26 protein-coding genes are annotated in these 25,831 nt (G+C 65.3%); 11 read left to right on the top strand and 15 right to left on the bottom strand.

Going from position 1 to position 25,831, the window contains the following annotated elements; all coding sequences use genetic code 11:
* Positions 1–7: 7 nt before the first annotated feature.
* Complete coding sequence (locus QQL87_RS26740; RefSeq protein ID WP_284418341.1) at positions 8–892, bottom strand: LysR family transcriptional regulator; 885 nt, start codon at positions 890–892, stop codon at positions 8–10.
* A 120-nt stretch (positions 893–1,012) separates the two neighbouring features.
* Between QQL87_RS26740 and QQL87_RS26735 the strand changes: the two genes are divergently transcribed.
* A complete protein-coding gene (locus QQL87_RS26735; protein WP_284418342.1) occupies positions 1,013–1,645 on the top strand; it encodes a pyridoxamine 5'-phosphate oxidase family protein in 633 nt (210 codons plus the stop codon).
* Between the two features lie 79 nt (positions 1,646–1,724).
* Here the strand turns inward: QQL87_RS26735 and QQL87_RS26730 are convergent, their stop codons facing one another.
* Positions 1,725–2,453: a glutathione S-transferase family protein gene (locus QQL87_RS26730; protein WP_284418343.1), complete on the bottom strand. Its 729-nt coding sequence runs from the start codon at positions 2,451–2,453 to the stop codon at positions 1,725–1,727.
* 218 nt (positions 2,454–2,671) lie between these two features.
* Here QQL87_RS26730 and QQL87_RS26725 point away from each other — a divergent pair, with 218 nt between their 5' ends.
* Entirely contained in the window at positions 2,672–3,370 is a 699-nt protein-coding gene (locus tag QQL87_RS26725) for a helix-turn-helix transcriptional regulator (RefSeq protein WP_284418344.1), read from the top strand.
* Positions 3,371–3,386: 16 nt separating this feature from the next.
* The gene (locus QQL87_RS26720) at positions 3,387–3,707 is read left to right on the top strand and encodes a YkgJ family cysteine cluster protein (protein ID WP_284418413.1); all 321 of its coding nucleotides are present in this window, start codon (positions 3,387–3,389) and stop codon (positions 3,705–3,707) included.
* Positions 3,708–3,716: 9 nt separating this feature from the next.
* Here QQL87_RS26720 and QQL87_RS26715 read toward each other — a convergent pair whose 3' ends face one another.
* From QQL87_RS26715 to QQL87_RS26700, 4 genes are all read right to left on the bottom strand, one after another.
* Entirely contained in the window at positions 3,717–4,109 is a 393-nt protein-coding gene (locus QQL87_RS26715) for a hypothetical protein (protein WP_284418345.1), read from the bottom strand.
* A gap of 129 nt (positions 4,110–4,238) precedes the next feature.
* Positions 4,239–4,589 (bottom strand): DUF3307 domain-containing protein, encoded by a 351-nt coding sequence (locus QQL87_RS26710; RefSeq protein WP_284418414.1) that lies wholly within the window; start codon positions 4,587–4,589, stop codon positions 4,239–4,241.
* A gap of 293 nt (positions 4,590–4,882) precedes the next feature.
* A complete protein-coding gene (locus QQL87_RS26705; RefSeq protein ID WP_284418347.1) occupies positions 4,883–5,764 on the bottom strand; it encodes a DUF6537 domain-containing protein in 882 nt (293 codons plus the stop codon).
* Positions 5,765–5,784: 20 nt separating this feature from the next.
* Positions 5,785–6,453, bottom strand: coding sequence for a Crp/Fnr family transcriptional regulator (locus QQL87_RS26700; protein WP_008961245.1), 669 nt, complete (start codon positions 6,451–6,453; stop codon positions 5,785–5,787).
* A gap of 282 nt (positions 6,454–6,735) precedes the next feature.
* Here QQL87_RS26700 and QQL87_RS26695 point away from each other — a divergent pair, with 282 nt between their 5' ends.
* The 4 genes from QQL87_RS26695 to QQL87_RS26680 all read left to right on the top strand — a co-directional run bounded on the left by QQL87_RS26695 (position 6,736) and on the right by QQL87_RS26680 (position 10,300).
* On the top strand, positions 6,736–7,851 hold the full coding sequence (locus tag QQL87_RS26695; protein ID WP_284418348.1) for a cyclic nucleotide-gated ion channel: 1,116 nt from the start codon (positions 6,736–6,738) through the stop codon (positions 7,849–7,851).
* Positions 7,848–8,642: an enoyl-CoA hydratase/isomerase family protein gene (locus QQL87_RS26690; protein WP_284418349.1), complete on the top strand. Its 795-nt coding sequence runs from the start codon at positions 7,848–7,850 to the stop codon at positions 8,640–8,642. Before QQL87_RS26695 ends, QQL87_RS26690 begins: the two co-directional genes overlap by 4 nt.
* Positions 8,643–8,799: 157 nt before the next feature.
* Positions 8,800–9,534, top strand: a complete 735-nt coding sequence (locus QQL87_RS26685; RefSeq protein ID WP_284418415.1) for a helix-turn-helix transcriptional regulator — start codon at positions 8,800–8,802, stop codon at positions 9,532–9,534.
* An 82-nt stretch (positions 9,535–9,616) separates the two neighbouring features.
* Positions 9,617–10,300, top strand: a complete 684-nt coding sequence (locus tag QQL87_RS26680) for an acyl-homoserine-lactone synthase (protein WP_284418350.1) — start codon at positions 9,617–9,619, stop codon at positions 10,298–10,300.
* Positions 10,301–10,881: 581 nt separating this feature from the next.
* On the opposite strand, the gene QQL87_RS26675 is transcribed toward QQL87_RS26680, so the two are convergent.
* The 8 genes from QQL87_RS26675 to QQL87_RS26640 all read right to left on the bottom strand — a co-directional run bounded on the left by QQL87_RS26675 (position 10,882) and on the right by QQL87_RS26640 (position 20,199).
* Positions 10,882–11,529, bottom strand: coding sequence for a nitroreductase (locus QQL87_RS26675; protein ID WP_284418416.1), 648 nt, complete (start codon positions 11,527–11,529; stop codon positions 10,882–10,884).
* Between the two features lie 188 nt (positions 11,530–11,717).
* Positions 11,718–12,965, bottom strand: coding sequence for an acyl-CoA dehydrogenase (locus tag QQL87_RS26670; protein WP_284418351.1), 1,248 nt, complete (start codon positions 12,963–12,965; stop codon positions 11,718–11,720).
* Positions 12,966–13,085: 120 nt separating this feature from the next.
* Complete coding sequence (locus tag QQL87_RS26665) at positions 13,086–14,330, bottom strand: acyl-CoA dehydrogenase (RefSeq protein ID WP_284418352.1); 1,245 nt, start codon at positions 14,328–14,330, stop codon at positions 13,086–13,088.
* A 152-nt stretch (positions 14,331–14,482) separates the two neighbouring features.
* The gene (locus QQL87_RS26660; protein WP_284418353.1) at positions 14,483–15,610 is read right to left on the bottom strand and encodes an acyl-CoA dehydrogenase family protein; all 1,128 of its coding nucleotides are present in this window, start codon (positions 15,608–15,610) and stop codon (positions 14,483–14,485) included.
* Between the two features lie 158 nt (positions 15,611–15,768).
* The gene (locus QQL87_RS26655) at positions 15,769–17,637 is read right to left on the bottom strand and encodes an AMP-binding protein (protein ID WP_284418354.1); all 1,869 of its coding nucleotides are present in this window, start codon (positions 17,635–17,637) and stop codon (positions 15,769–15,771) included.
* Positions 17,638–17,678: 41 nt separating this feature from the next.
* Complete coding sequence (locus tag QQL87_RS26650) at positions 17,679–18,485, bottom strand: enoyl-CoA hydratase/isomerase family protein (RefSeq protein ID WP_284418355.1); 807 nt, start codon at positions 18,483–18,485, stop codon at positions 17,679–17,681.
* Positions 18,486–18,699: 214 nt separating this feature from the next.
* Entirely contained in the window at positions 18,700–19,458 is a 759-nt protein-coding gene (locus QQL87_RS26645) for an SDR family NAD(P)-dependent oxidoreductase (protein ID WP_284418356.1), read from the bottom strand.
* Positions 19,459–19,539: 81 nt separating this feature from the next.
* The gene (locus QQL87_RS26640) at positions 19,540–20,199 is read right to left on the bottom strand and encodes a TetR family transcriptional regulator (protein WP_284418357.1); all 660 of its coding nucleotides are present in this window, start codon (positions 20,197–20,199) and stop codon (positions 19,540–19,542) included.
* 138 nt (positions 20,200–20,337) lie between these two features.
* Between QQL87_RS26640 and QQL87_RS26635 the strand changes: the two genes are divergently transcribed.
* The 4 genes from QQL87_RS26635 (at position 20,338) to QQL87_RS26620 (ending at position 24,992) form a co-directional block, all read left to right on the top strand.
* Positions 20,338–21,510 carry an acetyl-CoA C-acetyltransferase gene (locus QQL87_RS26635; protein WP_284418358.1) on the top strand — a complete coding sequence of 391 codons (1,173 nt, stop codon included), beginning with the start codon at positions 20,338–20,340 and terminating at the stop codon, positions 21,508–21,510.
* A 172-nt stretch (positions 21,511–21,682) separates the two neighbouring features.
* Entirely contained in the window at positions 21,683–23,218 is a 1,536-nt protein-coding gene (locus tag QQL87_RS26630) for an acyl-CoA synthetase (RefSeq protein WP_284418359.1), read from the top strand.
* A 224-nt stretch (positions 23,219–23,442) separates the two neighbouring features.
* A complete protein-coding gene (locus tag QQL87_RS26625; protein ID WP_284418417.1) occupies positions 23,443–24,513 on the top strand; it encodes an alpha/beta fold hydrolase in 1,071 nt (356 codons plus the stop codon).
* A gap of 95 nt (positions 24,514–24,608) precedes the next feature.
* Positions 24,609–24,992 (top strand): hypothetical protein, encoded by a 384-nt coding sequence (locus QQL87_RS26620; protein WP_284418360.1) that lies wholly within the window; start codon positions 24,609–24,611, stop codon positions 24,990–24,992.
* A gap of 71 nt (positions 24,993–25,063) precedes the next feature.
* Here the strand turns inward: QQL87_RS26620 and QQL87_RS26615 are convergent, their stop codons facing one another.
* Positions 25,064–25,786: a hypothetical protein gene (locus QQL87_RS26615; protein WP_284418361.1), complete on the bottom strand. Its 723-nt coding sequence runs from the start codon at positions 25,784–25,786 to the stop codon at positions 25,064–25,066.
* Positions 25,787–25,831: the final 45 nt, after the last annotated feature.

Below are 25,831 nucleotides of genomic sequence, written 5' to 3'. Positions count from 1 at the left end.
ACGCGCTTCAGCCGAAGCGCCAGTCGCAGGTCGCGGTGATCAGATCGATGAAGGCGCGCACCTTGGCGGAGAGCAGCCGCGAGCTCGGGAACATGATGTGGATCGGCTGCGGCGCCGGCTCGTATTTCGCCAGCACACGCTTGAGGCGGCCGGCGCGCAAGCCTTCCGCCGCCTGATATGCCAGCACCCGCGTCACGCCGCCGCCCGCCTCGGCGTATTGGATGGCGGCATCGGCATTGTTGGTGACAAGGCGCGGACTGATCGCGATTCTCTGCTCCTGGTCCTCCTTCATGAAACGCCAGTCCGTCCGCGCGCCGAACTGGATGGTCTGATGCTTCGCCAGCGCCTCCGGCGTGCGCGGCTCGCCATGCGCCTTGAAGTAGGCGGGCGCGCCGACAACGATCCGCTTCATGCTGCCGACCTGGCGGGCCACGAGCGAGGAATCGCCGAGTTGGCCGATGCGCACGGCGCAGTCGATGCCGTCCTCGACCAGGTTGATGATGCGATCCTCCAAGCGCAACTCGGCCGAAACCTCGGCATAGCGACCGAGATAGGCCGACATCACCGGGCCGACATGCAGGCGGCCGAAGCCGACGGGCGCCGACACCACGAGCCGCCCGACCGGCTGCAGCCGCTCGCTCTCGGCGGCGAGCTCCGCCTCGGCGAGATCAGCCAGGATGCGGGTGGCGCGCTCCAGATAGCGCCGCCCGGAATCGGTCAAGGTCACCGAGCGCGTCGTCCGCTGCAGCAGGCGGACGCCGAGATGCTCCTCGAGGGCGGCGACCAGGCGCGTCACCGCCGACGGCGACAGCTTCAGCCGGCGCGCCGCCGGAGCAAAGCCGTTGAGCTCGGCGACGGTCACGAAAGCCTGCATGGCGTCGATGCGGTCCATCGGATTATTGCAACACTTGCAACGATCCAATGTCAACTCGCCGGATTATTTCTCGCGGGGATTCGCCCCATATTGGCGGCACGGCGGCAGTCACTGCCGCATCGAGGAGGAGTCATCGCCATGACCCAGACAGCCACCACGGCGCCCGCCGACATCGTGTTCTCCCCGGCCGTGAAGGAGATCCAGACGCGCAAGGGATCGCGCGAGGGCTATGCCCGCGTCGAGGAGACACGCGGCTGGCGCCACGAGGTCGACGCCGATCTCGCCGGCCGCCTCGCCGAGGCCACGAGCTTCTATCTCGCCACCGCCTCGGCCGATGGCCAGCCCTACATCCAGCATCGCGGCGGGCCGAAGGGCTTTCTCAAGGTGCTGGACAGCCGGACGCTGGCGTTCGCCGATTTCAGCGGCAACCGGCAATTCATCACCCAGGGCAATCTGTCGGAGAACCCGCACGCCTACATTTTCATCATGGACTACGCGCATCGCCGTCGCGTGAAGATCTGGGGCACCGCCCGCGTGGTCGAGGACGATCCCGCGCTGACCGAGTCCCTGATGCCGAGGGGCTACAAGGCACGCCCTGAGCAGGTCATTCTGTTCACGATCGCCGCCTGGGACACCAACTGCCCGCAGCACATCCCGCAGAAGTTCGACGCGGCTGATGTCGCTGAGGCGCTGGCGGTTCGCGACGCCCGGATCGCCGAGCTGGAGGCGGAGGTGGCGCGATTGAAGGGCGAGAGTGCAGCCGCCGTCTGATTGCGATGGGCGCAAGACAACATCGCCATTCCGGGCTCGAGGCCTCGCCCCGGAATGATGATGCCTGTCAGGCTCGAGCTCAGGCGGCCTCGGCCGCCCGGCCCCAGTCGAACTCCGGAAAATACTGCCCCATCATGCGATCGGCATAGGCGACGAGATTGGCGAAGCTCTCGGTGCGCCGGCGCAGCTCGGACTCGAAGAATGGCGTAAGGATGCCGGCGACGACGGCGAACGCCGTCGCGTCGGTGCCGCACGGGCGATCGCCCATCAGATAGGGCCGGTCGCCGAGCTGCACCGACAGCGCCCGCAGCGAGCGCGCGGCGAGATCGATGTCCTCGTCCGGCGCGTGACGGCCGAGCCCTGAGATCAGGTAGTTCTCGGCGACGCGGAACTGGGCGTCCTCGCGCAGCTTCTCGCGCCTGTCGGCCGGCACGCCGTCGAAGAAATGCGCCGGCCCCTTGGCGAAGTTGACCGGATCGACCCAGCGCGCGCCGACCAGCGCGAAATACAGATGGTGCTCGATCATGCGCTCGAACGCCCAGGCCTGCGCCCGGGCGCGGACGTCGAGCCCGTGATCGAAGTCGAAGCCATATTTGCGCTCGACATGCGCGCGGATGAAGGTCGAATCGGCGATCAGCGCGCCGCCATCGTCGATGAAGGGCAGCTGGCCCTTGGGCGAAGCCGGCGGCATCGCCCGCTGCTTCCGAAACGCGAGGCCCGCCATCGTCAGCTGCACCTCCGTCTTGGTGACGAAGGGGCTGATCTCCGGCAGGCCGAAGCCCGCGCCCAACCCGAACAAGGTGATCATGACAGCACTCCCGACTTCCTGAGCAGTCGACGGAGGCTACGGGCATGCTGCTGCCACCATGGTGTCAGCAGCGGCAGTAGCGTGGTGGCAAGGCCCAGGCCATAAAGCATCATCATCGACATCACCCCTTCAATCTCGTTGTTGGCCCGGTATAAAGACAGGCTGCTGCCAGCATCCTGTCAGCATCGGCGGGGGTGCTCGCTTCCGCAGGACACACCATGAGACGTGCCGACCGGCTGTTCCAGATCATCCAGGTGCTGAGACGCACGCGCCGCCCGTTGACGGCGGATGCGATCGCGGCCGAGTTGGAGACGTCGAAGCGCACGATCTATCGCGACATCGCCACCCTGATCGGCCAGCGCGTGCCGATCCGGGGCGAGGCCGGCATGGGCTACATCCTGGAGAAGGGCTTTGACCTGCCGCCGCTGATGCTGACGCCGGACGAGATCGAGGCGGCCGTGCTCGGGGCGCAATGGGTCGCGGTCAACGCCGACCCGGTGCTGGCCCGCGCGGCGGAGGACCTGATGGCCAAGATCGCCGACACCGTGCCGGAGCGCTTAAGGCCGTTCGTGCTGGAGCCGGCGAGCCGCGCGCCGCGGCCGTGGAGCCGCGAGCCCGATCGCATCGACATGTCGCGCACGCGCGCGCAGATCCACGAGGGCAAGAAGATCCTGCTGCGCTATCGCGACGAGCAGGGCCGCGACAGCGAGCGCGTGATCTGGCCGATCGCGATCGGCTATCATGACGCGGTGCGCATCCTCGCCGCCTGGTGCGAGCTGCGTCACGACTTCCGCAGCTTCCGCACCGACCGGGTGGTCGAGGCCACCTATCTCGACGACAAATATCCGGAGCGGCGCGAGGCGCTGCGTGCCAAATGGCGGCGCAGCCTGGTCTGGGAGGTTCCCAAGGATGTCTGAACGCATGTCTGAGCGGATGTCTGAACCGGTGTCTGACGGGACTGACAGCAGCCCCTGTCAAAACTGCGGCGCCTGCTGCGCCTATTCGTCGAACTGGCCGCGTTTCACGATCGAGGAGGATGCCGCGCTCGATCTGATCCCGGCCGAGCTGGTCAATGAGCGGCTGTCGGGCATGCGCTGCGACGGCGACCGCTGCTGTGCGCTCGACGGCAAGATCGCGCAAAGGGTCGCCTGCCGGATCTACGCGATCCGTCCCGAAGTCTGCCGCACCTGCATGCCGGGCGATGACGAGTGCGCGATGGCGCGGCGCAAGTTCGGCCTGCCGGTGCTGATCTGAACGAGCAGCTCAGGCGGTGACGGGAACGACATCCTCGTCGAGGTCGTCATCGAGCGGCGCCACCGCCGACAATGGCTTGGTCGACAGCGAGATCGGCTTCTTGCTCGACAGCGGGCTCGGCCGCCCGTTCCTGCTGCTGCGGGACTGCGCGTAGAGCACAGAGCCGACCCGTCCGCCGAACTGCACGAGATCCTGCTCGCTGCAGCTGGAGGCGATCGCCAGCGCAAGTGAATGCAGATGAGTGCGCCTGTAGCAGAACAGCGCCAGCATGGCCCTGACATCGCCCGACACGCTGTCGACCAGCGCAGGCAGACCGTTTTCGTCGGCGCGATAGAGCGCGCCGAGAAGTTCCTCGCCGACCGGGCAGGCATCGCTGTCGAACGCACTACGGCTTGGAAGCATCGGTTGGATCCCCTTGTATGAAGGATGCAACGCGAATCGCTAACGCGGGGTTAACCATGTTGATGAGCGGGCATAAGGGGTGTGGAGGCAGCCCGCGGGCCTCAGCCCCCTGGCCGTGCTCCAGCACCGTCAGCCGTTGGCCGCCATGAAGATGGAGAGCCCGAACCCCGTCAAATGATGCAGCGCCTGGTCGACGCCGATCAGCGTCCAGAACCAGGGATGCTCCAGCGTCATGCCGAAGCGGGACGAGCAGATGCCCTTGATGCGATCGATGGTGATGTGGATCGCGAAGTCGATGACGGCGACGAACCAGAACTTTGGCGCGACGATCAGGATCAGCACCATCGCCACGGCGAGATGGATCAGGCAGTGCACCAGCAGCGGCAGCGCCCAGCCTTTCCGCTGGTCCTTGCCATAGGCCATCCAGGCGTTCTGAAGAACGAAGTCGGCGATGATGTGCTTGAAGGTGAGCAGCAGCATCCAGCCGACCAGCGCACCAACCGGAACCTGCGACGACAAAGCGGGAAAAGACAAAGCTGACGCTCTCGCTACGACTAACCCTTGGACGCACCGGGAACTGGAGGCGTTCAGCGCAATCTGATGAGAATACCCGGCCAATTCGACGCGTATGCGATGTTTATGACATCTCCGATGGCGAATTGCACGCGAAAGGGAACTTCAGATCGCACCCTGCTACCCTTCCCACACCTTCTGCGAGAGGTAAGGTTACCTGCGTGGCTGCGGGTTCAGGGAAGCCGAGCCGACGGAGGAACTCACTCCGCAGCGTTGCTGCTCGGCGCCGCCAGCGCCCGGGCGCGGATCTGGGCGATGGTCCGCTTCAGGGCGCCCTGCCCCGGCTCCGCCAGCGCGACGGCGCGTGCCTCGGCAATGGCGGCGGCGAGATCGTGGATCGGCAGCGCACCATCGAAGGTCGGCTTGGCCAGGTCGTCGATGATGGCGTGCCAATCCGCGAGCCCCTGACGGTAGGCGTCACCCTGCCCCTGGATCATCGTCGCCGTCGCGATCACGGCGGGTGCCGCCGCGGGCTGCTTGTCCAGCGCGCGCGCGATCATGTGCAGCCACCGCTCGGCCCAGATCCGCTCCTCGGCATAGCGCACCGACTGCAGCCGCCAGCGCCGCAGCCCGGCCACCAGCTTGAGCCAGCGCACCGCAAGCCGCGACCGGACCGAGAAGCGGACCTTGATCCGGCGGCGGCCGAGCCAGCCGATCTGCTCGAAGCCCGACAACATCGAATCGGCGATCGACTGCGGCAGCGCCCCGATCAGTTCGTCGAGCCGGAACCGCCTGACGTCGTCGGTCTCACGCCCGCCCGCCCTGCGCCCGCGCGCGAGGCTCATCAATCTCAGCTGCGCGATCCTGATCGGATCCTCATAGGCCATGCGCTCGGCCAGCAGCTGGGCGATCTCGCAGAGCATGGCCGCATCGACGTTCGATCGACGAACGAACCGCTTGATGCGATCGACATAGAGCTGCGCGTAGCTGGCGCCCTGATACTCCATCAGGAGATGGATGCCCTCGCTCACGGCCAGACTTGCCGCATCGGGCAGGCCATCCGGCAGAAACGGCGGCTCGCCGTCGTGGTCGCCGATGAGATCGGCGAACAAATAGCGCAGCGAGGACCGGACGCTTTCCACGGTGCTTCAGACCCTCCGGATCACGCCGACTTCGCCACCGGCGCCGCGGCCGCAGTCTGCTGCGCCAGCCGCCGCTCGAGCGTCTCGATGTTCTGGAACAGCCGGGCGCTGGCAAGGCGCAGGAAGTAGAAGGCGAAGGCGGGGTTCTGGACGTAGAGCTGCTCGACCTGGTCGTAGGAGACCGACAGGATCAGCCCGCCTTCGACGCATTCCAGGGTCTGCGTGCGCGTATTGGACGGCGAGATCATCCCGAATTCGCCGACGATGGCGCCGACCGGCAGCTCGATGCCCGATTCGACCAGCCGGAAACGGCCGCTGACGATGTAGTACATGCTGTCGGCCTTCTCGTCCTTGTAGAACAGGACCTCGCCGGGACCGCATTTGCGCTCCGTCATGAACGGCTTCAGCCATTCCATCGAAAGGTCGCTGTTGACCGACTGCTTCACGTCGCGAACCAGCTGCAGCATCTGGTGCAGGCGATAGCTGTTGAGCGGCAGCAGCACGCCGTGCAGCACCAGGACCGGATAATTGTGCATCGGCACCGCCGTCGCGATCAGGACGATGTTGGTGAGGATGGCGAACACCCGCAGCGGAATCATCGTCCGCATCGACAGCGTGGCAACCACGAAGATCGATGCGAAGAGGCTGCCGGCGGCGCCTGCATGTTCGACCAGGTGTGAGGTGTCCATCGGGATCAACCAGACTGTTGCGATGAGAGGTGAACGGACGCTTGGTTCCGGCTCTCCTCGGCGGATTTAGCGCGTCCATGCCCGCCTCTGATATACGGCGAACAGACGACGATTGAACCGGTATTTGAGCCGGGGAGGAAAAATTCCCCGCTCGCAGCCGATCGGACCGGGCCTGCCTGTTGACGCCGCACGGCCCTGCGGCCGGCGTCGTTGACGGGCCTTCCCTGCTCAGGGCACCTTGCCCGTGTCCGGAACAAGAGGATCGACAGGCGCCTGCCTCCCATGGCCAAACCGCTGCACTCTCCTGCCCTGGCGGCGTTTGTCGCGGCAACGGCCGGACGAAACATGACCCGCGCCGCCTACGTGGCCGTGGTGCTCGGCATGGGCGCCATGGTGCTGTCGACCATGGACACGGCCGATGGCGCCGCGCGGCGCTGGACCGTTGCCCTGTTATGGGGATGCCTTGTCTTCTTCGTCGTCGAATGGGCCATCCGGGTTCAGCAGGCGGCGCGGATGCGGCGGGCCGGCGCCTACCTGATCTCGGGACGGGGCCTGCTGGACACCGCTTCGGCCATCGCCGTGCCGGCCGCGCTGATCTCCGGCGCCGAGCCGCGCACCGCGTGGCTGCTGGCCGTTACCTGGGTGCTCAAGGTGATCCCCGGCGTCCCCGGCCTGCGCCAGCTGCGCCGCGTGCTGGTGGTCGAAGCCCGGCCGCTGCTGTCGGTGCTGGTGCTGTTCCTGCTGGTGCTGTTTCTCGGATCGGTGGCCGAATACGCGCTGGAGCACGACGAACAGCCGGCCACCTTCGGCACCATCCCGTCGGCGCTGTGGTGGGCCGTCGTGACCCTGACCACGACGGGCTATGGCGACGTGGTGCCGATCACGCCTCTCGGCAGGCTGGTCGCCGCCGGGGTGATGATCTCCGGCCTCGGCGTGTTCGGCCTGTGGACCGGCATCCTGGCGACCGGCTTCGCCGCGGAGACCCGCCGCGACAACTTCCTCAAGACCTGGGAATCCGTCAGCAGGGTACCGTTCTTCGCCAGCCTCGGGCCCGCCACGATCGCCGACGTCACGCAGATGCTGCGCACGATCGACCTGCCGCCGCGCACCACCGTCATCCGCAAGGGCACGCCGGGCGATTGCATGTATTTCATCGCCACCGGCGAGGTCGAGGTCGACCTGCCGGGCAAGAAGATCCGGCTCGGCGAGGGCGCGTTCTTCGGCGAGATGGCGCTGCTTGGCAACAACCTGCGCTCGGCCAATATCAGCACGACCGTGCTGTCCAAGCTGCTGGTGCTCGACCTCGTCGATTTCCGCGTGCTGATGGCACGCCACCCCGATCTGGCGCAAAGCATCGATGCCGAAGCCCGGCGCCGCGCCCTGGAGAACAAGACATGACCGATGGACAGACCAGCCCGGCCGGGGACACGCCAAGCCCGCCGCTGCTGACGATCGAGGGGCCGCGCGCCACCATCCGTCTCAATCGTCCCCGCCACCTCAACCGCCTGCAGCCGGAGGATCTCGGTGCCCTGCTCGCGCTGTTCGACCGTATCGAGGCCGATGCGAGCTTGCGCGTCGTCGTCCTGACCGGGACGGGGCGGGCCTTCAGTGCCGGCTTCGATCTCGGCGCGATCGGCGCAGCGCCCGCCACAGACACGTCCGCGGCGCCCCCGGCCTTCGAGGAGGTCGTCGACCGGCTGGAGGACCTCGCTCTCCCGACGATCTGCCGGATCAATGGCGGGGTCTATGGCGGCTCGACCGACCTCGCGCTGGCCTGCGATTTCCGCGTCGGGGTCGACACCGCCGAGATGTTCATGCCCGCCGCGCGGCTCGGCCTCCACTACTATCCCGGCGGCATCAAGCGTTACGTCTCCCGGCTCGGCATCGATAATGCCAAACGCCTCTTCCTCACGGCAGAGAGGATCGACGCCCGCGAGATGCTGCGCATCGGCTACCTCACGGCCATGGTCGCACCCGACGCGCTCGATGGCGAGGTCGACCGACTGGCAACGGTCCTGGCCGGCAACGCCCCAGCCGCCATGCGCGGCATGAAACGCGCGATCAATGAGTTTGCCCGTGGCATGCTCGATGATGCGGCAGCACGTCGCAGACATCAGGACAGCATGGTCGGGACCGAGATCCGCGAAGGCATGAGATCGTTTGCAGAGAAAAGGACACCGCGATTTTGAGGGCAATGCGCGCATTAGTCCGATGAGGATTGCATGCATCCCGCTGTATCCAGCCGGTGTGCCGCCACACGCTCAACGAACTATCGACGTAAAGCTCCAATTTGCGGTTGACAGCCCTTTGTCCGCAGCTAGCTTGGCTTTGGGCGGAGACTTTCACATGCAAGTGATAGACGCGTATTGGGGACGGCGGGCTCTGGACTACGTCGATGCGATCGAAGCGTCGAAGACCAGTGCGAGCGTGCTCTCCCAATTCGAGAAGATGATCGGCGATCTGGGCTTCCATGCCTACATTATGGCGGGCGTGCCGGCGGCGGGGCAATCGCTGCAGCAGACCGTCCTGGCCAATGGCTGGCCGCGGGAATGGTTCGACATGTATGCGCGGGAGCAGTTTCACCGCTGCGACCCGATTCCGCGGCATTGCCTGTCGACGCTGAATCCCTTCGCATGGTCCGAAGTGCCCTATGACCGCGAGGACGAGCCGGGTGCGCATCAGGTGATGACGCGGGCACGAGATTTCCGATTAAACGAAGGCTTCTGCGTGCCGATCCATTACGACGATGCGGTCGGCGCTGTCAGCATCGCCGGCGAGCAGCCCAATCTCGCGCCCGACGCCAGAGGCGCGCTGCATCTGATCAGCATCTTCACGCATCAGAGGCTGCGCGCGCTGGCGCGCACGGCCGTGAGCAGCCAGGGCCGTCGCCTGTCGCGCATCGAGGCCGAAGTGCTGAGCTGGGCGGCGCGCGGCAAGACGGCATGGGAGACGGCGCGCATCCTCGGTGTCTCCGAGCGCAACGTCCGTTGGCACCTCGAAGAGGCGCAGCGGAAGCTCGCGACCAAGAACAAGACCGCGACGGTTGCGACCGCTCTTGTCAACGGCGAGATCTCGATCTGATCTGGCTTTTTTTCCACTGGATCAATTCGAGCGCATCAGCAAATTGCAAACCCCAAGTTGATTCAGACGACCGGGGGTTTCGATGCCTGAGATTCATGTCGTTCGAAAAGATAATCGTTCGCTGTACGAGAAATATTTCGATCCATATTACCGGCTGCGCCATGAGATCTACGTCAAGCAGCGCAAATGGATGGACCTCGATCGTCCGGATGGACGCGAGATCGATCAGTTCGATACCGAAGATACTGTCTATCTGTTCTGCATCGACAAGGGTCAGCTGATTGGCGCGATGCGCGCGGTGCCCACGCTGCTGCCGACGCTGATGAGCGACATCTTTCCCTATCTCAATCTGCGCGGACCCGTTCAGCGTCCGGACGTGTACGAACTATCACGGATCTTCGTGATCCCGGAGCGCCGGGGCGAGCATGCCGGCCCGCGCATCGACATGCTGCTGCTCACCGCGATCATGGAGTACGGCATCTCGATCGGGCTCACCGGCTTTTCGATCGTGCTCGAAAGCTGGTGGCTGCCGCGCTTCGAGAAGTGCGGCTGGAAGGCAAGGCCGCTGGGGGTTCCCCACATGATGGACGGGATGTCGGTCCTGGCAGTGCTGGTCGATTGTGATGAGACGACATGGAAGTCGTTGTGCAAGCAGATCGGTCTGACGCGACCGACGCTGACTTGGAAAGGGCTCGAAGAGGTCAGCCGCCAGGCCCTGCCGGATATCTTTCTTCATCTTCCACCAGCCGTTCAGCCAGCGCAATGAGCTGTTCCCGGTGCCGCGTCAGCCGCAGTCTATGGAACGCCTTCAGGAGGCGGTGACCAAGGAGCGTCGCCTCATCCACCTCGAGGGCGTAAAGGTTGGACGGCGTGTTCATGGAATCCATCGCTGACATTTCAGGTTTTGAGCCGTGACTGAACCTTCAATCGAGAAGATCATCGAGCGTCTGCAATTCTGCATCGTAGACGCTCGGGCTATGCAACTCAAAATGTTAGAGAGGATTTTGTCAATATCATTGCTCGAAGCCCACGAGCTCAAGGAAAAATGCGCACCGAAGTCGTCCAACAGCAGCCATTAGCATTCGATCGCCCACCCCGAATCAAGTTGGCGACCGCCAAAGCCTTGATTTCAGAGCCAGTTTGAATGTCGTATCGGATGATGCGGACGCCGCCACATTGATCGACCGCAAATCGGACCGGAGCTGCACCGCTCCGAAGACCCGCCAGCAACATTTTTTAACAAATCAGATCGAAGCGCAGCCTTGATGCGTAAGGTTTGCTGCGCCTGCGATCATGTCGGGCAGTTTCGATTCCTGGAACTTCGATCGCGCGGCCGCTCACGGCCGCCTACACGTCGACGAAGCGAACGGTCTCCGCGAGGGCAGCGCGGCTGGTCCGATACGAGTTGGCCTTGTGTGCGAGGTCGGGATAGCCGAACGAGATGCCGCAGACGACCTTGCGGTCGTCACCAAGGCCGAAATGTTGCCGCACCACGTCGGCATGAAACGCCAGCGCCGCCTGCGGCACCGTGGCGACGCCGAGCGCCTGCGCCGCCAGCATGAAGCTCGTCACATAGCCGCCGCAATCGATCGCGCCGTAGGTGCCGAGCGCCTCGTCGCTGTGGATGATCGCCACATGCGGCGCGCCGAAGAAGTTGAAGTTCTCCAGCGCCTGCCGGGCATAGCCGGCCTTGTCACCACGCGCGATGTCGAGCGCGTTGTAGAGCTGGAAGCCGCTTTCGCGCCGCCGCTCCAGATAGACGCCCTGGTATTCGCGCGGAAACGGAAAGTCGCCAGACGCCGGCTTGCCGCTGGATGCGGCCGCATACATCACTTTCCGGAACGCCTCGGTCGCCGCACCGGAGGTGATCTCGACCCGCCATGGCTGGCTGTTGCACCAGGACGCGGTCTTTTGCGCCGCCGTCAGGATGCGCTCGATCACGGCGCGCGGCACGGGATCGGCTCGGAAGCTGCGACAGGAGAAGCGCGCGGTCATCAGCTCTTCGAGAGTGGTGATGGGGTCTGTCTCTGCGGTCGTAACTTTTGCTTCCATCGAATGGCTCTCCATACGCCGAGCGCGTTCTCCTCATGGTGAGGAGGCGCGAAGCGCCGTCTCGAACCATGAGGCCAGATCACGGGCCTCATCCTTCGAGACGCTGCTACGCAGCTCCTCAGGATGAGGATTTAGCTTCGTCCCTTGGTCGGGACCTTGTTGAACGGCACGTCCTTGTCGACCCTGATATCACCGGGCAGACCAAGCACGCGCTCGGCGATGATGTTGCGCAGGATCTCGTCGGTGCCGCCGGCGATGCGCATCGACGGCGAGCTCAGCAGCATCTGCTGGAACTGGCCCTGCGTCACCTCCTCATCGGCGCCGGTGAGCACGCCGGCACCGCCTTCGAGATCCATGGCGTAGGTGGCGATGTCCTGCAGCATCACGCCGGCGACCAGCTTGCCGATCGAGTTCTCCGGTCCGGGACGATCGCCCTTGGAGAGCGCCGAGATCGCACGGTAGCTCGTGTACTTCAGGCCGCTCGCCTTGACCGCCCAGGAGGCCAGCTTCGAGCGGACCGCGCGGTCGTCGATGGCCAGCCCATCATCCGTCATCAGGTTGGTGCAGAGCTCGAACATTTCCGGGAAGCCGGTCGCGAGCCGCGAACCGATCGACATGCGCTCGTTCATCAGCGTGGTCAGCGAGACGTTCCAGCCGTCGCCGACGGCGCCGAGGCGCTGCGCGTCCGGGATCACCACATCGGTGAAATAGACCTCGTTGAACTCCTGCATGCCGTTGGCCTGCTTGATCGGGCGGACCTCGACGCCCGGGCTCTTCATGTCCAGGAAGAACATCGTCAGGCCCTTGTGCTTGGGCACGTTGGGATCGGTGCGCGTGATCAAGAGGCCGTAATCGGAGTAGTGCGCGCCGGAGGTCCAGATCTTCTGGCCGTTGATCACCCAATCATCGCCGCGCTTCTCGGCGCGGGTGCGCAAGCCCGCGACATCCGAGCCGCCGGCCGGCTCCGAGAACAGCTGGCACCAGATCTCCTCGCCGGAGGCAAGCTTCGGCAGATAGCGCCGCTTGTGCGCCTCGCTGCCATAGGCCATCACGGTCGGGCCGCACATGCCCTCGCCGATCTGGAACGGCTGCGTCAGCTTGCCGTAGACGCCCTCCTCCTGCTGCCAGATCACGCGCTCGATCGGCGAAGCGCCGCGGCCGCCATAGTCCTTCGGCCAGTGCAGGCAGGCCCAGCCGGCCTCGGCCTTCTTCTTCTGCCAGGCCTTGCCGACCTCGACGATGTCGGCATGCTTGAGCCGGATGCGGCCGAGCGAGGAGCTCGCCAGCTCCTCCTCCAGCTCCTTCGGCGCATGGGCCGCGACCCAGGCGCGCGCGGTCTCGCGAAAGGCGGCTTCCTGCGGGGTGTCGTCGAAGTTCATGGGCTAACCCTCACTCGATTTGCGTAGGGCGGGTTAGCCGAAAGGCGTAACCCGCCACTTGATCAGCGCCGTACACGTCATCGGCGGGTTACGCTGCGCTAACCCGCCCTACGACAGCAACTAAGCACGTCCTCGCGTCGGCACCTGGTTGAACGGCAGGTCCTTGTCGACGCGGATATCGCCGGGCAGGCCGAGCACGCGCTCGGCGATGATGTTGCGCATGATCTCGTCGGTGCCGCCTTCGACGCGGGTGCCCGGCGCGCGCAGCAGCATCGCCTGGAACTTGCCGGCGAGCTCGGCCTCGGGACCGCTCAGCACGCCGGCCGCCCCTTGCAGATCGAGCGCGTAGGACGCGACGTCCTGGATCATCGGTCCCGCGACCAGCTTGCCGATCGAGTTCTCCGGCCCCGGCCGCTCGCCCTTCGACAGCGCGGAGATGGCGCGCATGCTGGTGTATTTCAGCCCGCTCGCCTTCACCGCCCAGCTCGCGAGCCTGGAGCGCACGTTGCGGTCATCGATCGCGGGGCGATCGTCCAGCATCAGATTGGAGCAGAAGTCGAACAGCTCCGGGAAGCCGGTGGCGACGCCGGCGCCGATCGACATCCGCTCGTTCATCAAGGTCGTCAGCGCGACGTTCCAGCCGTCATTGACGGCGCCGAGGCGCTGCGAGTCCGGGATCACCACGTCGGTGAAGTAGACCTCGTTGAAGTCCGAATGGCCGCTCGCCTGCTTGATCGGCCGGATGTCGACGCCCGGGCTCTTCATGTCCAGGAAGAACATGGTGAGCCCCTTGTGCTTCGGGACGGTCGGATCGGTGCGCGTCAGCAGGATGCCGAAGTCGGAATAATGCGCGCCCGAGGTCCAGATCTTCTGGCCGTTGATCACCCAGTCGTCGCCGCGCTTCTCGGCGCGGGTGCGCAGGCCCGCGACGTCGGAGCCGCCGGCAGGCTCGGAGAACAGCTGGCACCAGACCTTCTCGCCGGAGGCCAAAGGCGGCAGATGCTCGCGCTTATGCTGCTCCGAGGCGTAGGCCATCACGGTCGGCCCGCACATGCCATGGCCGATGATGAACAGGCCGGAGAGCTTGCCGAACGGCCCCTCCTCCTGCTGCCAGATCACGCGCTCGATCGGCGAAGCGCCGCGGCCGCCATACTCCTTGGGCCAGTGCAGGCAGGCCCAGCCGGCCTCCGCCTTCTTCTTCTGCCACGCCTTGGCGACCTCGAGAATGTTGGCGTTCTTCAGCGCGGTGCGGCCCAGCGAGGACGCGCGCAGCTCGTCTTCATACTGCTTCGGCGCATGGGCGGCGATCCAGGCACGGGCCTGGCTGCGGAACGCGGCCTCTTGCGGGGTGTCATCGAAATTCATCTGCAAGCCTCTGCTGTCATAGCAATGATCAATGCGGCTTTCTCAGTCTCGTCATTGCGAGCGAAGCGAAGCAATCCAGGGCCGGAAAGGAAGTCTGGATTGCTTCGTCGCCTTCGGCTCCTCGCAATGACGACGTCATGTTCAGCTCCAGCTCACGCCGCATTGCGCTTGCGCATGCGGTCGATCAGCTGGTCTTCCCAATAGGACAGGCTGCCGAGGCCGAGCGCGAGCGCGTTGGCGCGGCGGTAGTACATGTGGCAGTCGAACTCCCAGGTGAAGCCCATGCCGCCATGGACCTGGATGTTGTTCTTGGCGCAGTGCTGATAGGCCTGCGTGGCGCTGATGCGCGCCGAGGCCGCGGCTTCCGGCAATTCAGGCGCGTTGGTCGAGAGCGCCCAGGCGCCGTAATAGGCGTTCGAGCGCGCGAGCGTCGCCGAGACGTACATGTCGGCCAGCATGTGCTTGACCGCCTGGAACGAGCCGATCTGACGGCCGAAGGCGATGCGGTCCAGCGCGTAGTCGCGGCCCATCTCCAACGCACGGTCGGATCCGCCGACCTGCTCGAAGGCGGTGAGTACCGCGGCGCGATCGAGCACCTGCGTGATGATGCTCCAGCCGTCGCCGGCCGCGCCGAGCGGCTCCGCCTTGCAGTTCGTGAAGGTGAGTTCGGCCTGGCCCCGCGTCGGATCGAGATTGGTCAGCGCCTTCGCCTCAACGCCGCCGGCCTTCACATCGACCAGGAACAGCGAGATGTCGCTGTCGCGGCCGGTGGACGCCGTGCGCGCGGCGACGATGACGAGATCGGCAATGGCGCCATCGGCGACCGGCTTCTTGACGCCGTTGAGCACGCCGTTGGCGGCCTCACACTTGATCGCCTTGGGCGAGGGATTGCCGGTGCCCTCGAACAGCGCCAAGGTGCCGATCGTCTCGCCGCTTGAGATTCGAGGCAGCCAGGCCTGCTTCTGCGCGTCGCTGCCGGCGAGCATCAGGGCCTCGGCAGCGAGATACACGGTGGAAGAGAACGGCACCGGCGCCAGCGCGCGGCCGACCTCCTCGGCAATCACGCAGAGCTCGAGATGCCCGGCGCCCGCGCCGCCGTATTCCTCGGGGATGGCGACGCCGAGGAAGCCCATCTCGGCAAAGCCCTTCCACAGCGCGCGATCATAGGACTCCTTGCCGTCGAGCACGATGCGTACCGCCTTGGGCGGGCACTTCTCGGCGAGAAACTTCCGCGCCTGGTCCCGCAGCTGCTTCTGGTCGTCGGAGAAATCGAAGTTCATGGGAGCTACTCGCTTTGGAAATCGGGACAAAAGTCGTCGTCATTCCGGGGCGCGCGGAGCGCGAGCCCGGAATCCATACGCCCGATCGGGGTTATGGATTCCGGGCCTGCGTGCTTCGCACGCATCCCGGAATGACCAGTGGAGAGAGAGGGGCTTCATCACAGCACGATCACCTCCTTGTCGGGCGCGGCCGCGTAGAGCCGCTCGACCAGTGCCGCGCGACGGTCGAGGCCGGCGCGCTGGTTGATGTAGCCCTTGTCGGTGAGCTCATGGCCATCGATCGAGGGCGGCTCGACCATCAGCATCGCGCGCACGATGCGCCGGCTGCTCGCACCTTCGCATTCCGCGTTATGCGCCTGGAGGCCGCGGCGGACGCAATCGATGACCGCCGGATGCTTGACCACATCCTCGAACGTCGCTTCGGGATTGCCGACCAGCTGGCGGCAGGCGTGCAGATTGGGCCAGGCCAGCAGGCCGACATACTCACGATCCTGCCCCGTCACCAGCGCATCGTGGATCGCGGGCGTCGCCGCTGCGATCGCATCGGTGCGCAGCGAGCCGACATGGACGAAGGTGCCGGTGGTGAGCTTGAAGTCCTCGACCACGCGACCGGCGAAGATGATGCCCTGAACCGGATCGGCGGGATCGACGAACACGCCGGCATCGCCGATGCAGTAGAAGCCTTCGTCATCGAACGCCTTCTTCGTCAGCTCGGGCTGGCCGAGATAGCCGGGCATCACGTTGATGCCGCGCAGCCGCAGCTCGTATTTGTCGCCGGTCGGCACCATCTTCAGCTCGACGCCCGGGAATGGCAGCCCGATCAGGCCGACGCGCTCGGTGTTCCAATAGGTGCCGGTCGAGGTCGGCGCCGTCTCGGTGGAGCCCCAGCCGGTGTAGAACACGATGCGCTCGCCGGTGGTCTTCACCGCCAGCGCCTGCATCCGCTCGTAGAGATCGTCGGGCAGCCGTGCACCGCCATAGGCCATGATGCCGAGATCCTTGAAGAAGGAGCGGCACAGCGCATCGTCCTTCTCCATCGCGGCCGCCAGCGCGGCGTAGCCGGCGGGAACGTTGGCGTAGTAGGTCGGCGACACCTCGCGCAAGTTCTTGATCGTCTCGTCGAACATCCCGGGCATCGGCCGGCCGTCGTCGATATAGAGCGTGCCGCCCTCGATCAGCAGCGGATTGAACAGCGCGTTGCCGCCCATGGTGTGGTTCCACGGCATCCAGTCCAGTACCGTGGAGATCGGCGCATCCGGTCCGCGCGGCCGGGTCTGCATCATCATCGCCGCATTGGCGCACATCATGCGCTGCGTGTTGATCACCGCCTTGGGCATGCCGGTCGAGCCGGACGTGAACAAGAGCTTGCCGACGGTGTCCGGGGTGATCTGCCCGATCGAGGATTCCACCTCCGATGTCACCGGCGTCGCGGCGAGGTCGGCGAAGCTGACGCTCGGAATGCCCTCGCAGGGACGCGCGACGTGGACGACCGTGACGCCGTCAAGATCGAGTGCCTTGAGCGCCTTCTCGAAGGTCGGGCCGTCCTGCACCATCACTACGCCCGGCTTCACCAGACCGAACAGATATTTCAGCTTGAGGTGATCGTGGCTCATCAACGAATAGGCCGGCGACACCGGCGCGGCCGGCAGCCGCGCCTGCATCGCGGCCATGGTGATCAGCGCATGCTCGACCGAATTGCCCGAGAGGATCGCGACCGGACGGCCGTCGAGCTTCAGGTTCAGCAGGCCCTGCGTCAGCCCGTCGACCGTGCGCTTGGCCTCCGCATAGGACAGCTTGCGCCATTGCCGGTCGGCGCCGCTGCGCTGCGCGAGCCAGGTCCGCATCGGCGCCTCCTTCGCCCAGCGGGCGAGCGGGGCGGCGAGATGCGGCTCATAGGCCTGCAGGGGAATGCGTGACTTGATGACGATGACGCCGTCACCGCGCCGTTCAACGTCGATGTCACGCGCCAGCCAATTGACCTTGCGGAATGCCGGTTTCTCCAGCACTTTCGCTGCCGTCCCGTCCATTTTGCGTCTCCCGAAATATCGTCCTTTACGGATCTTGATATCTAGCGGTTGGTATAGACCGGCTTTCGCTTCTGGAGGAAGGCTTCTATGCCCTCCTTGAAATCTTCCGAGCGGCTGCACAGCACCTGGTTGCGATCTTCCATCGCGATGACGGCGTCGATCGACGACGCATCGACGCTCATGTTGAGGCATTCCTTCGAGAGACGAAGCCCGACCGGCGAGGCCGTCATCATCGCGTCGACGAATGGAGCTGCCGCGCTCTCGAGCATATCCTCCTCGACGATCTCCGAGACCAGTCCGACCATCAGCGCGCGCTCGGCGCCGATGAAGCGGCCGGTGAGGATCAGCTCCGAGGCGACGGAGACGCCGACGAGGCGCGGCAAAAAGTAGCTGGTGCCGATGTCGCAGCCGCCAAGCCCCAGCTTGATGAAGGCGCAGTTCATCCGCGCCGAGCGCGTCGCGATGCGGATGTCCGCGGCGAGCGCGAGCGCGAAGCCGCCGCCGGCGGCCGCGCCCTGCACCAGCGCGATGATCGGCTGCGGGCAGCGCCGCATCAGCATGACGATGTCCGCGATGCGTCGTTGCGAATCCAAGGACTCGGTGACGCCGGGCGGCTCATTGACGCCACCGCGCCGCTGCATCGCAGCTTTCAAATCGAGCCCGGCGCAGAAGTTCTTGCCCGCGCCCTTGAGCACGACGACGCGCGTGGTGCGATTGCGCTGGAGACTTTCGAAATAGGCATTGAGCGCGTCGATCAGCGCCGGATCGAGCGCGTTCAGGCTCTCCGGGCGATTGAGCGTCACCCGGTCGACACCATTGTCGTGCTCGATCAGCAGCGGTTGGGACATACGGTGCTCCCCTGGTTCAACAAGCGCCGGCGGTCGTTACAGCGCCCTCTCCCCTTGTGGGAGAGGGCATCGCCGACATCAGCCGCGCATGCGGTTGGGTGAGGGGTCTGTCTCGGCACGTGCACTCGCGGAGAGAGACCCCTCACCCGGCGCCTTCGGCGCCACCCTCTCCCGCAAGGGGAGAGGGTGCACCGAGTACGACGCCGCGTGCGCGTTAGCGCGGGGCCATGCGGATGGCGCCGTCGAGGCGGATGGTTTCGCCGTTCAGCATCGGGTTCTCGACGATGTGGACGGCGAGATTGCCGTATTCCGAGGCGTCGCCGAGGCGGGCCGGATGCGGCACCTGGGCGCCGAGGCTCTTGCGGGCCTCTTCGTTCAGGCCCATCAGCAGCGGCGTCAGGAACAGCCCCGGCGCGATGGTGTTGACGCGGATCTTCTGGCTGGCGAGATCGCGCGCAGCCGGCAGCGTGAGACCGACAACGCCGCCCTTCGAGGCCGAATAGGCGATCTGGCCGATCTGGCCCTCGTAAGCCGCGACACTGGCGGTGTTGATGATGACGCCGCGCTCCTCGCCGATCGGCTCGGCGGTGACGAGGCGTTCGGCGAACAGGCGTAGCACGTTGAAGGTGCCGATCAGATTGACGTTGATGATGCGCGCGAACTTGGCCAGCGGGTAGACGCCGTCCTTGCCGACGATGCGCTGCGAGCCGCCGATGCCGGCGCAGTTCATCAGCACGCGGGCGACGCCATGCGCCGCCTCCGCCTTGGCGATGCCGGCCTTCACCTGCTCCTCGTCGGTGACATCAGCGTGGATGGCGACGCCGTTGAGTTCGGCGGCGACCTTCTCCGCGTTCTCCTTGCTCTGGTCGAGCACCGCGATCTTGGCGCCCTTCGCGGCCATGGCACGCGCCGTGGCGGCGCCGAGACCCGAGCCACCGCCGGTGATGAGAACGGCAACGTTGTTCAACTGCATGGTTGGTTTCCTCCCTAGGTTTATTGTTGGCGAATAGCGAGTAGGGAGTAGCGAATAGGGCGGCCCTCTATTCGCTACTCCCTATTCGCCATTCGCCCCCTTCACGATTCCGCCGCAGATCAACGCCTCCATATGGGCGATGTACTGGCGGCAGACGTCATCGGTGACCGGGCCGACGCCGATCGCGCGCGACATGGCGTGGCGGCCGAAGAACAAATGATCGCAGGCGCCGATCAGGCTGGTGTAGAACAGCACCGGATCGACCGCGCGGAATTCGCCCTTGGCGACGCCCTCGGCGATCAGCCGACGGTGAAAATCCAGCAGCGGCGCGACGAAGAACTTGGACACCTCGTCAGCGGCCTCGGCGCTGCTCTCGTGCAGCAGATAGTGAATCAGCCGGTTCATGTAGGGAAACCGGTAGTAGGCGCGGATGATGCCGCTGATGTGCAGCTTCAGCTTGGCCGTCGGACCAATCGGCTGCGCCAGCAGATATTCAAGATTGGCGACCTCGGTCGCCGCGTCGCGCGCGAGCAGGGCCAGCAGCAGGCCGTCCTTGTTGCCGAAATGGTATTTCACCAGCGCAGCATTCGAGCCGGACTTCTGCGCGATGTCACTCAGCGAAATCTCGATCGACGACCTCGCGATCATCAGCTCGCTCGCCGCGTCCAGCAGCTTCTCCGCAGTGGCATTCCGCCCTGCGGGAAGTTTCTCCGGCACGCTGTTCTGAAGCTGAGGTCCCAAGACTGCTCTCGCTGATGATCGAGGCAGATAAGCCGAAGCCGGAGTTGATCTCAAGAGTTAATTGATCGATTGACTAAGGCCCAATCGCGCATTTAAATCGCGGCCAATCACGAACACCAAGTCTAGGGAGGACACGTCATGGCGGAAGCCTACATCGTCGCGGCTGCGCGCACGGCCGGCGGCCGAAAGGGAGGCCGTCTGGCCGGCTGGCATCCGGCCGATCTCGCCGCGACCGTGCTGGACGCGCTGGTCGAGCGCTCCGGCGCCGCGCCGGACCAGGTCGAGGACGTGATCCTGGGCTGCGTGATGCAGACCGGCGAGCAGTCGACCAACATCGCGCGCAACGCGGTGCTGGCCTCGAAGCTGCCGGAGAGCGTACCAGGCACCTCGATCGACCGGCAGTGCGGCTCGTCGCAGCAGGCGCTGCATTTCGCGGCGCAGGCGGTGATGTCCGGCGCCATGGATGTCGTCATCGCCGCGGGCGTGGAATCGATGACCCGGGTGCCGATGGGCCTGTCGTCGACGCTGCCGGCGAAGAACGGCTTCGGGCATTACAAGAGCCCGAATATGGAGAGCCGCTATCCGAACATCCAGTTCAGCCAGTTCACCGGCGCCGAGATGATGGCGGAGAAGTACGGCCTCTCCAAGGATCAGCTCGACGAATACGCCTATCACAGCCACCAGCGCGCGATTGCGGCGACCCAGGCCGGCCACTTCAAGGACGAGATCGTCCCGCTGCAGATCACCCGTGCCGATGGTTCGATCGACACCCACCACATCGACGAAGGCATCCGCTTCGACGTCAGCCTCGACGGCATCAAGGGCGTGAAGCTGATCGCCGAGAACGGCAAGCTCACCGCCGCATCGGCAAGCCAGATCTGCGACGGCGCCTCAGGCGTGATGGTCGTCAACGAGCGCGGCCTGAAGTCGCTCGGGGTCAAGCCGCTGGCCCGCGTCCACCACATGACCATGATGGGCGGCGATCCCGTCATCATGCTGGAAGCGCCGCTGCCGGCGACGCAGCGCGCGCTGCAGAAAGCTGGCATGTCGATCGACGAGATCGACCTCTACGAGGTCAACGAGGCCTTCGCCTCGGTGCCGACCGCGTGGCTGAAGACCACCGGCGCCGATCCCGCTCGCCTCAACGTCAATGGCGGCGCCATCGCGCTCGGCCATCCGCTCGGCAGCTCCGGCACCAAGCTGATGACGACGCTGCTACATGCACTGAAGGCCCGCAACAAACGCTACGGCCTGCAGACGATGTGCGAAGGCGGCGGCATGGCGAATGTGACGATCGTCGAGCGTCTGTAGCTGTCGCAACAACAATGGTGTCGTCCCGGCCTTGAGCCGGGACCCATGGCCACCGAATCCAATGATGCACGAGCTGGAGCCACAGCTCGCTCTCGCCACAGCCCCCCTGTGGTTATGGGTCCCGGCGTTCGCCGGGACGACAGCTTTTTCCTGATCAAGCGGTGTGCCCCTCATGACCCACCCCTCCATCTACGCCCAGAGCCATCCCGACAAGATCGCCTATCAGATGGCGGGGACCGGCAAGGCCATCACCTATCGCGAGCTCGACGAACTGTCGAACCAGGGCGCGCAGTTGTTCCGCGCGCTTGGGCTCAAGGCGGGCGATCACGTCGCCTTCCTGATGGAGAACCGGCTCGCCTTCATGGAGATCGCCTGGGCCGCGCAGCGCTCCGGCCTCTACTACACCGCGATCAGCCGCTATCTCACCAAGGACGAGATCGCCTACATCATCAGGGATTGCGGCGCCAAGGTCTTCATCACCTCGCCGAAATGCGCCGAGCAGGTCCGCGACCTCGTGGCACCTGACGGCCCCCTGTTCTTCATGGTCGACGAGCCCGAACCCGGCTTCCGCTCCTGGGACAAGGAGGCCGGCGCGCAGCCGAAGACGCCGATTGCCGACCAGGTCGCCGGCTACGACATGCTGTATTCGTCGGGCACCACGGGGCGGCCGAAGGGCATCAAGAAGGATTTCGAGGGCAAGCCGATCGAGGCGCCGAACCAGTTCCTGCGCGTGCTTTGCGCCGACATGTGCGGCATGAATGCCGAGAGCATCTATCTGTCGCCGGCGCCGCTCTATCATGCAGCGCCATTGCGCTTCAACATGATGGCCATTGTGCTCGGCGGCACCTCGATCATCATGGAGCATTTCGACGCCGAGGAATTCCTCAAGCTCGTCGAGAAGTACAAGGTCACCCAGTCGCAGCTGGTGCCGACCATGTTCGTGCGGATGCTGAAGCTGCCCGAGGATGTCCGCAAGAGCTACGACGTCTCCACGCTCAAAGGCGCGATCCACGCCGCCGCGCCCTGCCCGGTCGACGTCAAGGCGAAGATGATCGAGTGGTGGGGACCGATCCTGATCGAGTACTATGCCGGCTCGGAAGGCAACGGCGTCACGGTCTGCACCTCGAAGCAATGGCTGGAGCATCGCGGCAGCGTCGGACGCGCGGTGGTCGGCAAGATCAAGATCCTCGGCGAGGATGACAAGGAGCTGCCGACGGGCGAGATCGGCTCGGTCTATTTCGCCGACGCGCCTGCCTTCTCCTATCACAACGATCCGGAGAAGACGAAGCGCGCCTATAACGACAAGGGCTGGTCGACGCTGGGCGATGTCGGCTATCTCGATGCCGACGGCTTTCTCTATCTCACCGACCGCAAGTCCTACATGATCATCTCCGGAGGCGTGAACATCTATCCGCAGGAGACCGAGGACGTCCTCATCACCCATCCTGACGTCGCCGATGTCGCGGTGTTCGGCGTGCCCAATGAGGAGATGGGCGAGGAGGTCAAGGCGGTGGTGCAACCGCACGACATGGCGCGCGCCGGCAAGGCGCTCGAGGAGCAGTTGATGCTGTTTTGCCGCCAGCGCCTGTCGCCAATCAAATGCCCGCGCTCGATCGACTTCGAGCCCGAGCTGCCGCGCACACCGACCGGCAAGCTGGTCAAGCGCCATCTGCGCGAGCGCTACTGGCCGAAGAAGGGCGCGGCGTAGCTCCACCAACGGTGTCGTCCCGGCCTCGAGCCGGGACCCATAGCCACCGTACCTCGCTTTGCGAAGGCTGGAGCTGCTACGACACCTCACCATGCCATCCTGTGGTTATGGGTCCCGGCGTTCGCCGGGACGACGCGAGGAAAGATCACGCGATGTCCCTGCCCCCACTTCCCCTCCCACCCACGATCCGCTCCCGCTTCGTCGACGGCATCAATGGCCTGCGCATGCATGTGCTCGAAGCCGGCTTCGAGACGCCGGGCCGGCCGTGCGTGCTGCTGCTGCACGGCTTTCCGGAGCTCGCCTACAGCTGGCGCAAGGTGATGCCGGCGCTGGCGGCGGCCGGCTATCACGTGCTCGCCCCGGATCAGCGCGGCTATGGCCGCACCACCGGCTGGAGCGCCGAATATGACGGCGACCTCGCGCCGTTCCGCTTCACCAACCTGGTGCGCGACGCGCTCGGCGTCGTCTATGCCTTCGGGCATCGCCATGTCGCCGCCGTCATCGGCCACGACTTCGGCAGCTTCGTCGCCGCGTGGTGTGCCGTGATCCGCCCCGACGTCTTCCGCGCGGTGGTGATGATGAGCGCGCCGTTCGCCGGGCCGCCGGCTGCACCGTTCGGCATCGCCGATCATCCGCTCACGGCGCAGCAGGATCCCGTGCATCGCGAACTCGCCGCGCTGCCGCGACCACGCAAGCACTACCAGTGGTACTACTCGACACCAGAGGCGAACGCCGACATGGTCAGGGCGCCACAGGGCCTGCACGCCTTCCTGCGCGCCTATTATCATCACAAGAGCGCCGACTGGCCGGACAATGCGCCCACGCCGCTGCAGGCCTGGAACGCGACTGAGCTCGCGAAGCTGCCGACCTATTACGTGATGGACCTCGACAGGACGATGGCCGAGACCGTCGCCGAGGTGATGCCCAGTTGCGATGAGATCGCAGCCAATCGCTGGCTGCCGGAGCATGAGCTCGCGGTTTACGCCGCCGAATATGAACGCAACGGCTTTCAAGGCGGGCTGCAATGGTACCGCTGCGGCACCTCCGGCCTGTTCGACGCGGAATTGCAGACCTGGTCGGATCGCACGATCGACGTTCCGTCTGCATTCATCTCCGGCCTGCAAGACTGGGGCATCTACCAACGGCCCGGCGTGTTTGAAGCGATGCAATCCCGAGTCTGCACCAACATGATCCTGTGCGAGCTGATCGATCGTGCCGGACATTGGGTGCAGCAGGAGCAACATGAACGAGTTTCTCAGTTGCTGCTGACGTTCCTGAACAGATCGACAGCCTGAATTCGGACTCCGTTCCGACCTATTGGGTGAATCGAGGAACGAACAATCGGGGTTGGCGTTTTGGCATCCGGGCGATGCCCATCAGGAGATGATTTATGGATAAGAAGATCGCAGGATTGTTGGGCGCGGTGGCCGCCGTCGGCGCGCTCGGCACGGTGCAGGCGTCGGCGGCTCCGGCTCCGGCCGATGTGCTGAAGGTCAATTCCTACGCCGACCTGCTCGAGCCGATCCCGGATGCCGCCCGGGTGCTGCAGGCGCTCGACGAGCAGGGACCGCAGGCGGATGAGCCGAAGGTGCAGCTCGCCCAGTGGTATCATCATCACCACCACCACCATCACCACCATGGCTACTACCGCGGCCCCGGTTATGGGTACGGCTACGGCTATGGCTACGGACCGCGGGTCTACGTGGTGCCGCGCCGCTATTACCATCATCACCACCACCATCACCATCACCACTGGTACTACGATCGCTATTGATCGCATGGCGCGTGCGGCCTGACGGGCGCCGGCTGCGAAGCCGGCGCCCTTTTCGTTTCAGCCTCCGGCCCTCACGACTTGCGCGCCTTCTCCTTGGCGGCACGATGCAGATGGCGGTAGGTGCCGTCGAACACGGTGTCGGTGCTCGACACCCACTCGGTCTCCTTGGCGAGCACCGGGCGGCTGGCATGGATGCGGCGCGACTGCAGCTCGCGCTCAGCCGCCTCGTCGGGGCTCATCGGCTCCACCGTGAAGTTGGCTTCCTCAGGGATGACGATCACCTGCGCGAACGGCTCGCCGGGACGGAAGATGTGGGTGCGGCCTTCCGCCGGCGCCTTGAAGACGCAGAAGAACAGCATCGGCCAGAAGCCGCGCACCAGCGCCGGCACCGCGATCGGGCACGTGTCGGTCCGGTCGGTGTAGAACCGCGGATGCGGCTCGGTCCGGATCGCAAAACCGGGTGGCACCTTCAGATCGAGCAGGATCTGATAGGTGTAGAATGCTCCGCCGAAATCCCGGAACGGCGGCCATTGCAGGCTCGGGCTCGGCGGCTCGCCCCAATCGCCGGAGATCTCCAGCTTGCCGTCGCGCGTCGTCACCTGCAGCTCGAAGGCGTACGGATAAAACAGCTCGATCCCGTATTGCGCGCCTTCGGAGAACGGCACGCAGTGCCAGACCTGCTCGTGCGAGCCATTCGCGCGCGGTTGCCGGTCACCGGCCCAGCCCGGAATATCCATCTTGGTCCGGCGCGGCGCCAGTCCAGGGTCATTCAACCGGTATTTGACGCTGTCCATCGGAACTCCTTAGGTAGCTGAGCGGAAACGCGAACGGTGAATTAG

The organism is Bradyrhizobium sp. SSBR45G, assembly GCF_030159255.1.
In the GTDB taxonomy this organism is placed as follows: Bacteria; Pseudomonadota; Alphaproteobacteria; order Rhizobiales; family Xanthobacteraceae; genus Bradyrhizobium.
Note: the sequence above shows the minus strand (reverse complement) of the source record. Positions and strands in the feature narration are given on the sequence as shown.

Excerpts from the sequence above, each read along its gene's own strand:
- QQL87_RS26740 (WP_284418341.1), bottom strand. The coding sequence starts at position 892 with ATGGACCGCATCGACGCCATGCAGGCTTTCGTGACCGTCGCCGAGCTC.
- QQL87_RS26735 (WP_284418342.1), top strand. The coding sequence starts at position 1,013 with ATGACCCAGACAGCCACCACGGCGCCCGCCGACATCGTGTTCTCCCCG.
- QQL87_RS26730 (WP_284418343.1), bottom strand. The coding sequence starts at position 2,453 with ATGATCACCTTGTTCGGGTTGGGCGCGGGCTTCGGCCTGCCGGAGATC.
- QQL87_RS26725 (WP_284418344.1), top strand. The coding sequence starts at position 2,672 with ATGAGACGTGCCGACCGGCTGTTCCAGATCATCCAGGTGCTGAGACGC.
- QQL87_RS26720 (WP_284418413.1), top strand. The coding sequence starts at position 3,387 with ATGTCTGAACCGGTGTCTGACGGGACTGACAGCAGCCCCTGTCAAAAC.
- QQL87_RS26715 (WP_284418345.1), bottom strand. The coding sequence starts at position 4,109 with ATGCTTCCAAGCCGTAGTGCGTTCGACAGCGATGCCTGCCCGGTCGGC.
- QQL87_RS26710 (WP_284418414.1), bottom strand. The coding sequence starts at position 4,589 with ATGCTGCTGCTCACCTTCAAGCACATCATCGCCGACTTCGTTCTTCAG.
- QQL87_RS26700 (WP_008961245.1), bottom strand. The coding sequence starts at position 6,453 with ATGGACACCTCACACCTGGTCGAACATGCAGGCGCCGCCGGCAGCCTC.
- QQL87_RS26695 (WP_284418348.1), top strand. The coding sequence starts at position 6,736 with ATGGCCAAACCGCTGCACTCTCCTGCCCTGGCGGCGTTTGTCGCGGCA.
- QQL87_RS26690 (WP_284418349.1), top strand. The coding sequence starts at position 7,848 with ATGACCGATGGACAGACCAGCCCGGCCGGGGACACGCCAAGCCCGCCG.
- QQL87_RS26685 (WP_284418415.1), top strand. The coding sequence starts at position 8,800 with ATGCAAGTGATAGACGCGTATTGGGGACGGCGGGCTCTGGACTACGTC.
- QQL87_RS26680 (WP_284418350.1), top strand. The coding sequence starts at position 9,617 with ATGCCTGAGATTCATGTCGTTCGAAAAGATAATCGTTCGCTGTACGAG.
- QQL87_RS26675 (WP_284418416.1), bottom strand. The coding sequence starts at position 11,529 with ATGACCGCGCGCTTCTCCTGTCGCAGCTTCCGAGCCGATCCCGTGCCG.
- QQL87_RS26670 (WP_284418351.1), bottom strand. The coding sequence starts at position 12,965 with ATGAACTTCGACGACACCCCGCAGGAAGCCGCCTTTCGCGAGACCGCG.
- QQL87_RS26665 (WP_284418352.1), bottom strand. The coding sequence starts at position 14,330 with ATGAATTTCGATGACACCCCGCAAGAGGCCGCGTTCCGCAGCCAGGCC.
- QQL87_RS26660 (WP_284418353.1), bottom strand. The coding sequence starts at position 15,610 with ATGAACTTCGATTTCTCCGACGACCAGAAGCAGCTGCGGGACCAGGCG.
- QQL87_RS26655 (WP_284418354.1), bottom strand. The coding sequence starts at position 17,637 with ATGGACGGGACGGCAGCGAAAGTGCTGGAGAAACCGGCATTCCGCAAG.
- QQL87_RS26650 (WP_284418355.1), bottom strand. The coding sequence starts at position 18,485 with ATGTCCCAACCGCTGCTGATCGAGCACGACAATGGTGTCGACCGGGTG.
- QQL87_RS26645 (WP_284418356.1), bottom strand. The coding sequence starts at position 19,458 with ATGCAGTTGAACAACGTTGCCGTTCTCATCACCGGCGGTGGCTCGGGT.
- QQL87_RS26635 (WP_284418358.1), top strand. The coding sequence starts at position 20,338 with ATGGCGGAAGCCTACATCGTCGCGGCTGCGCGCACGGCCGGCGGCCGA.
- QQL87_RS26630 (WP_284418359.1), top strand. The coding sequence starts at position 21,683 with ATGACCCACCCCTCCATCTACGCCCAGAGCCATCCCGACAAGATCGCC.
- QQL87_RS26625 (WP_284418417.1), top strand. The coding sequence starts at position 23,443 with ATGCATGTGCTCGAAGCCGGCTTCGAGACGCCGGGCCGGCCGTGCGTG.
- QQL87_RS26620 (WP_284418360.1), top strand. The coding sequence starts at position 24,609 with ATGGATAAGAAGATCGCAGGATTGTTGGGCGCGGTGGCCGCCGTCGGC.
- QQL87_RS26615 (WP_284418361.1), bottom strand. The coding sequence starts at position 25,786 with ATGGACAGCGTCAAATACCGGTTGAATGACCCTGGACTGGCGCCGCGC.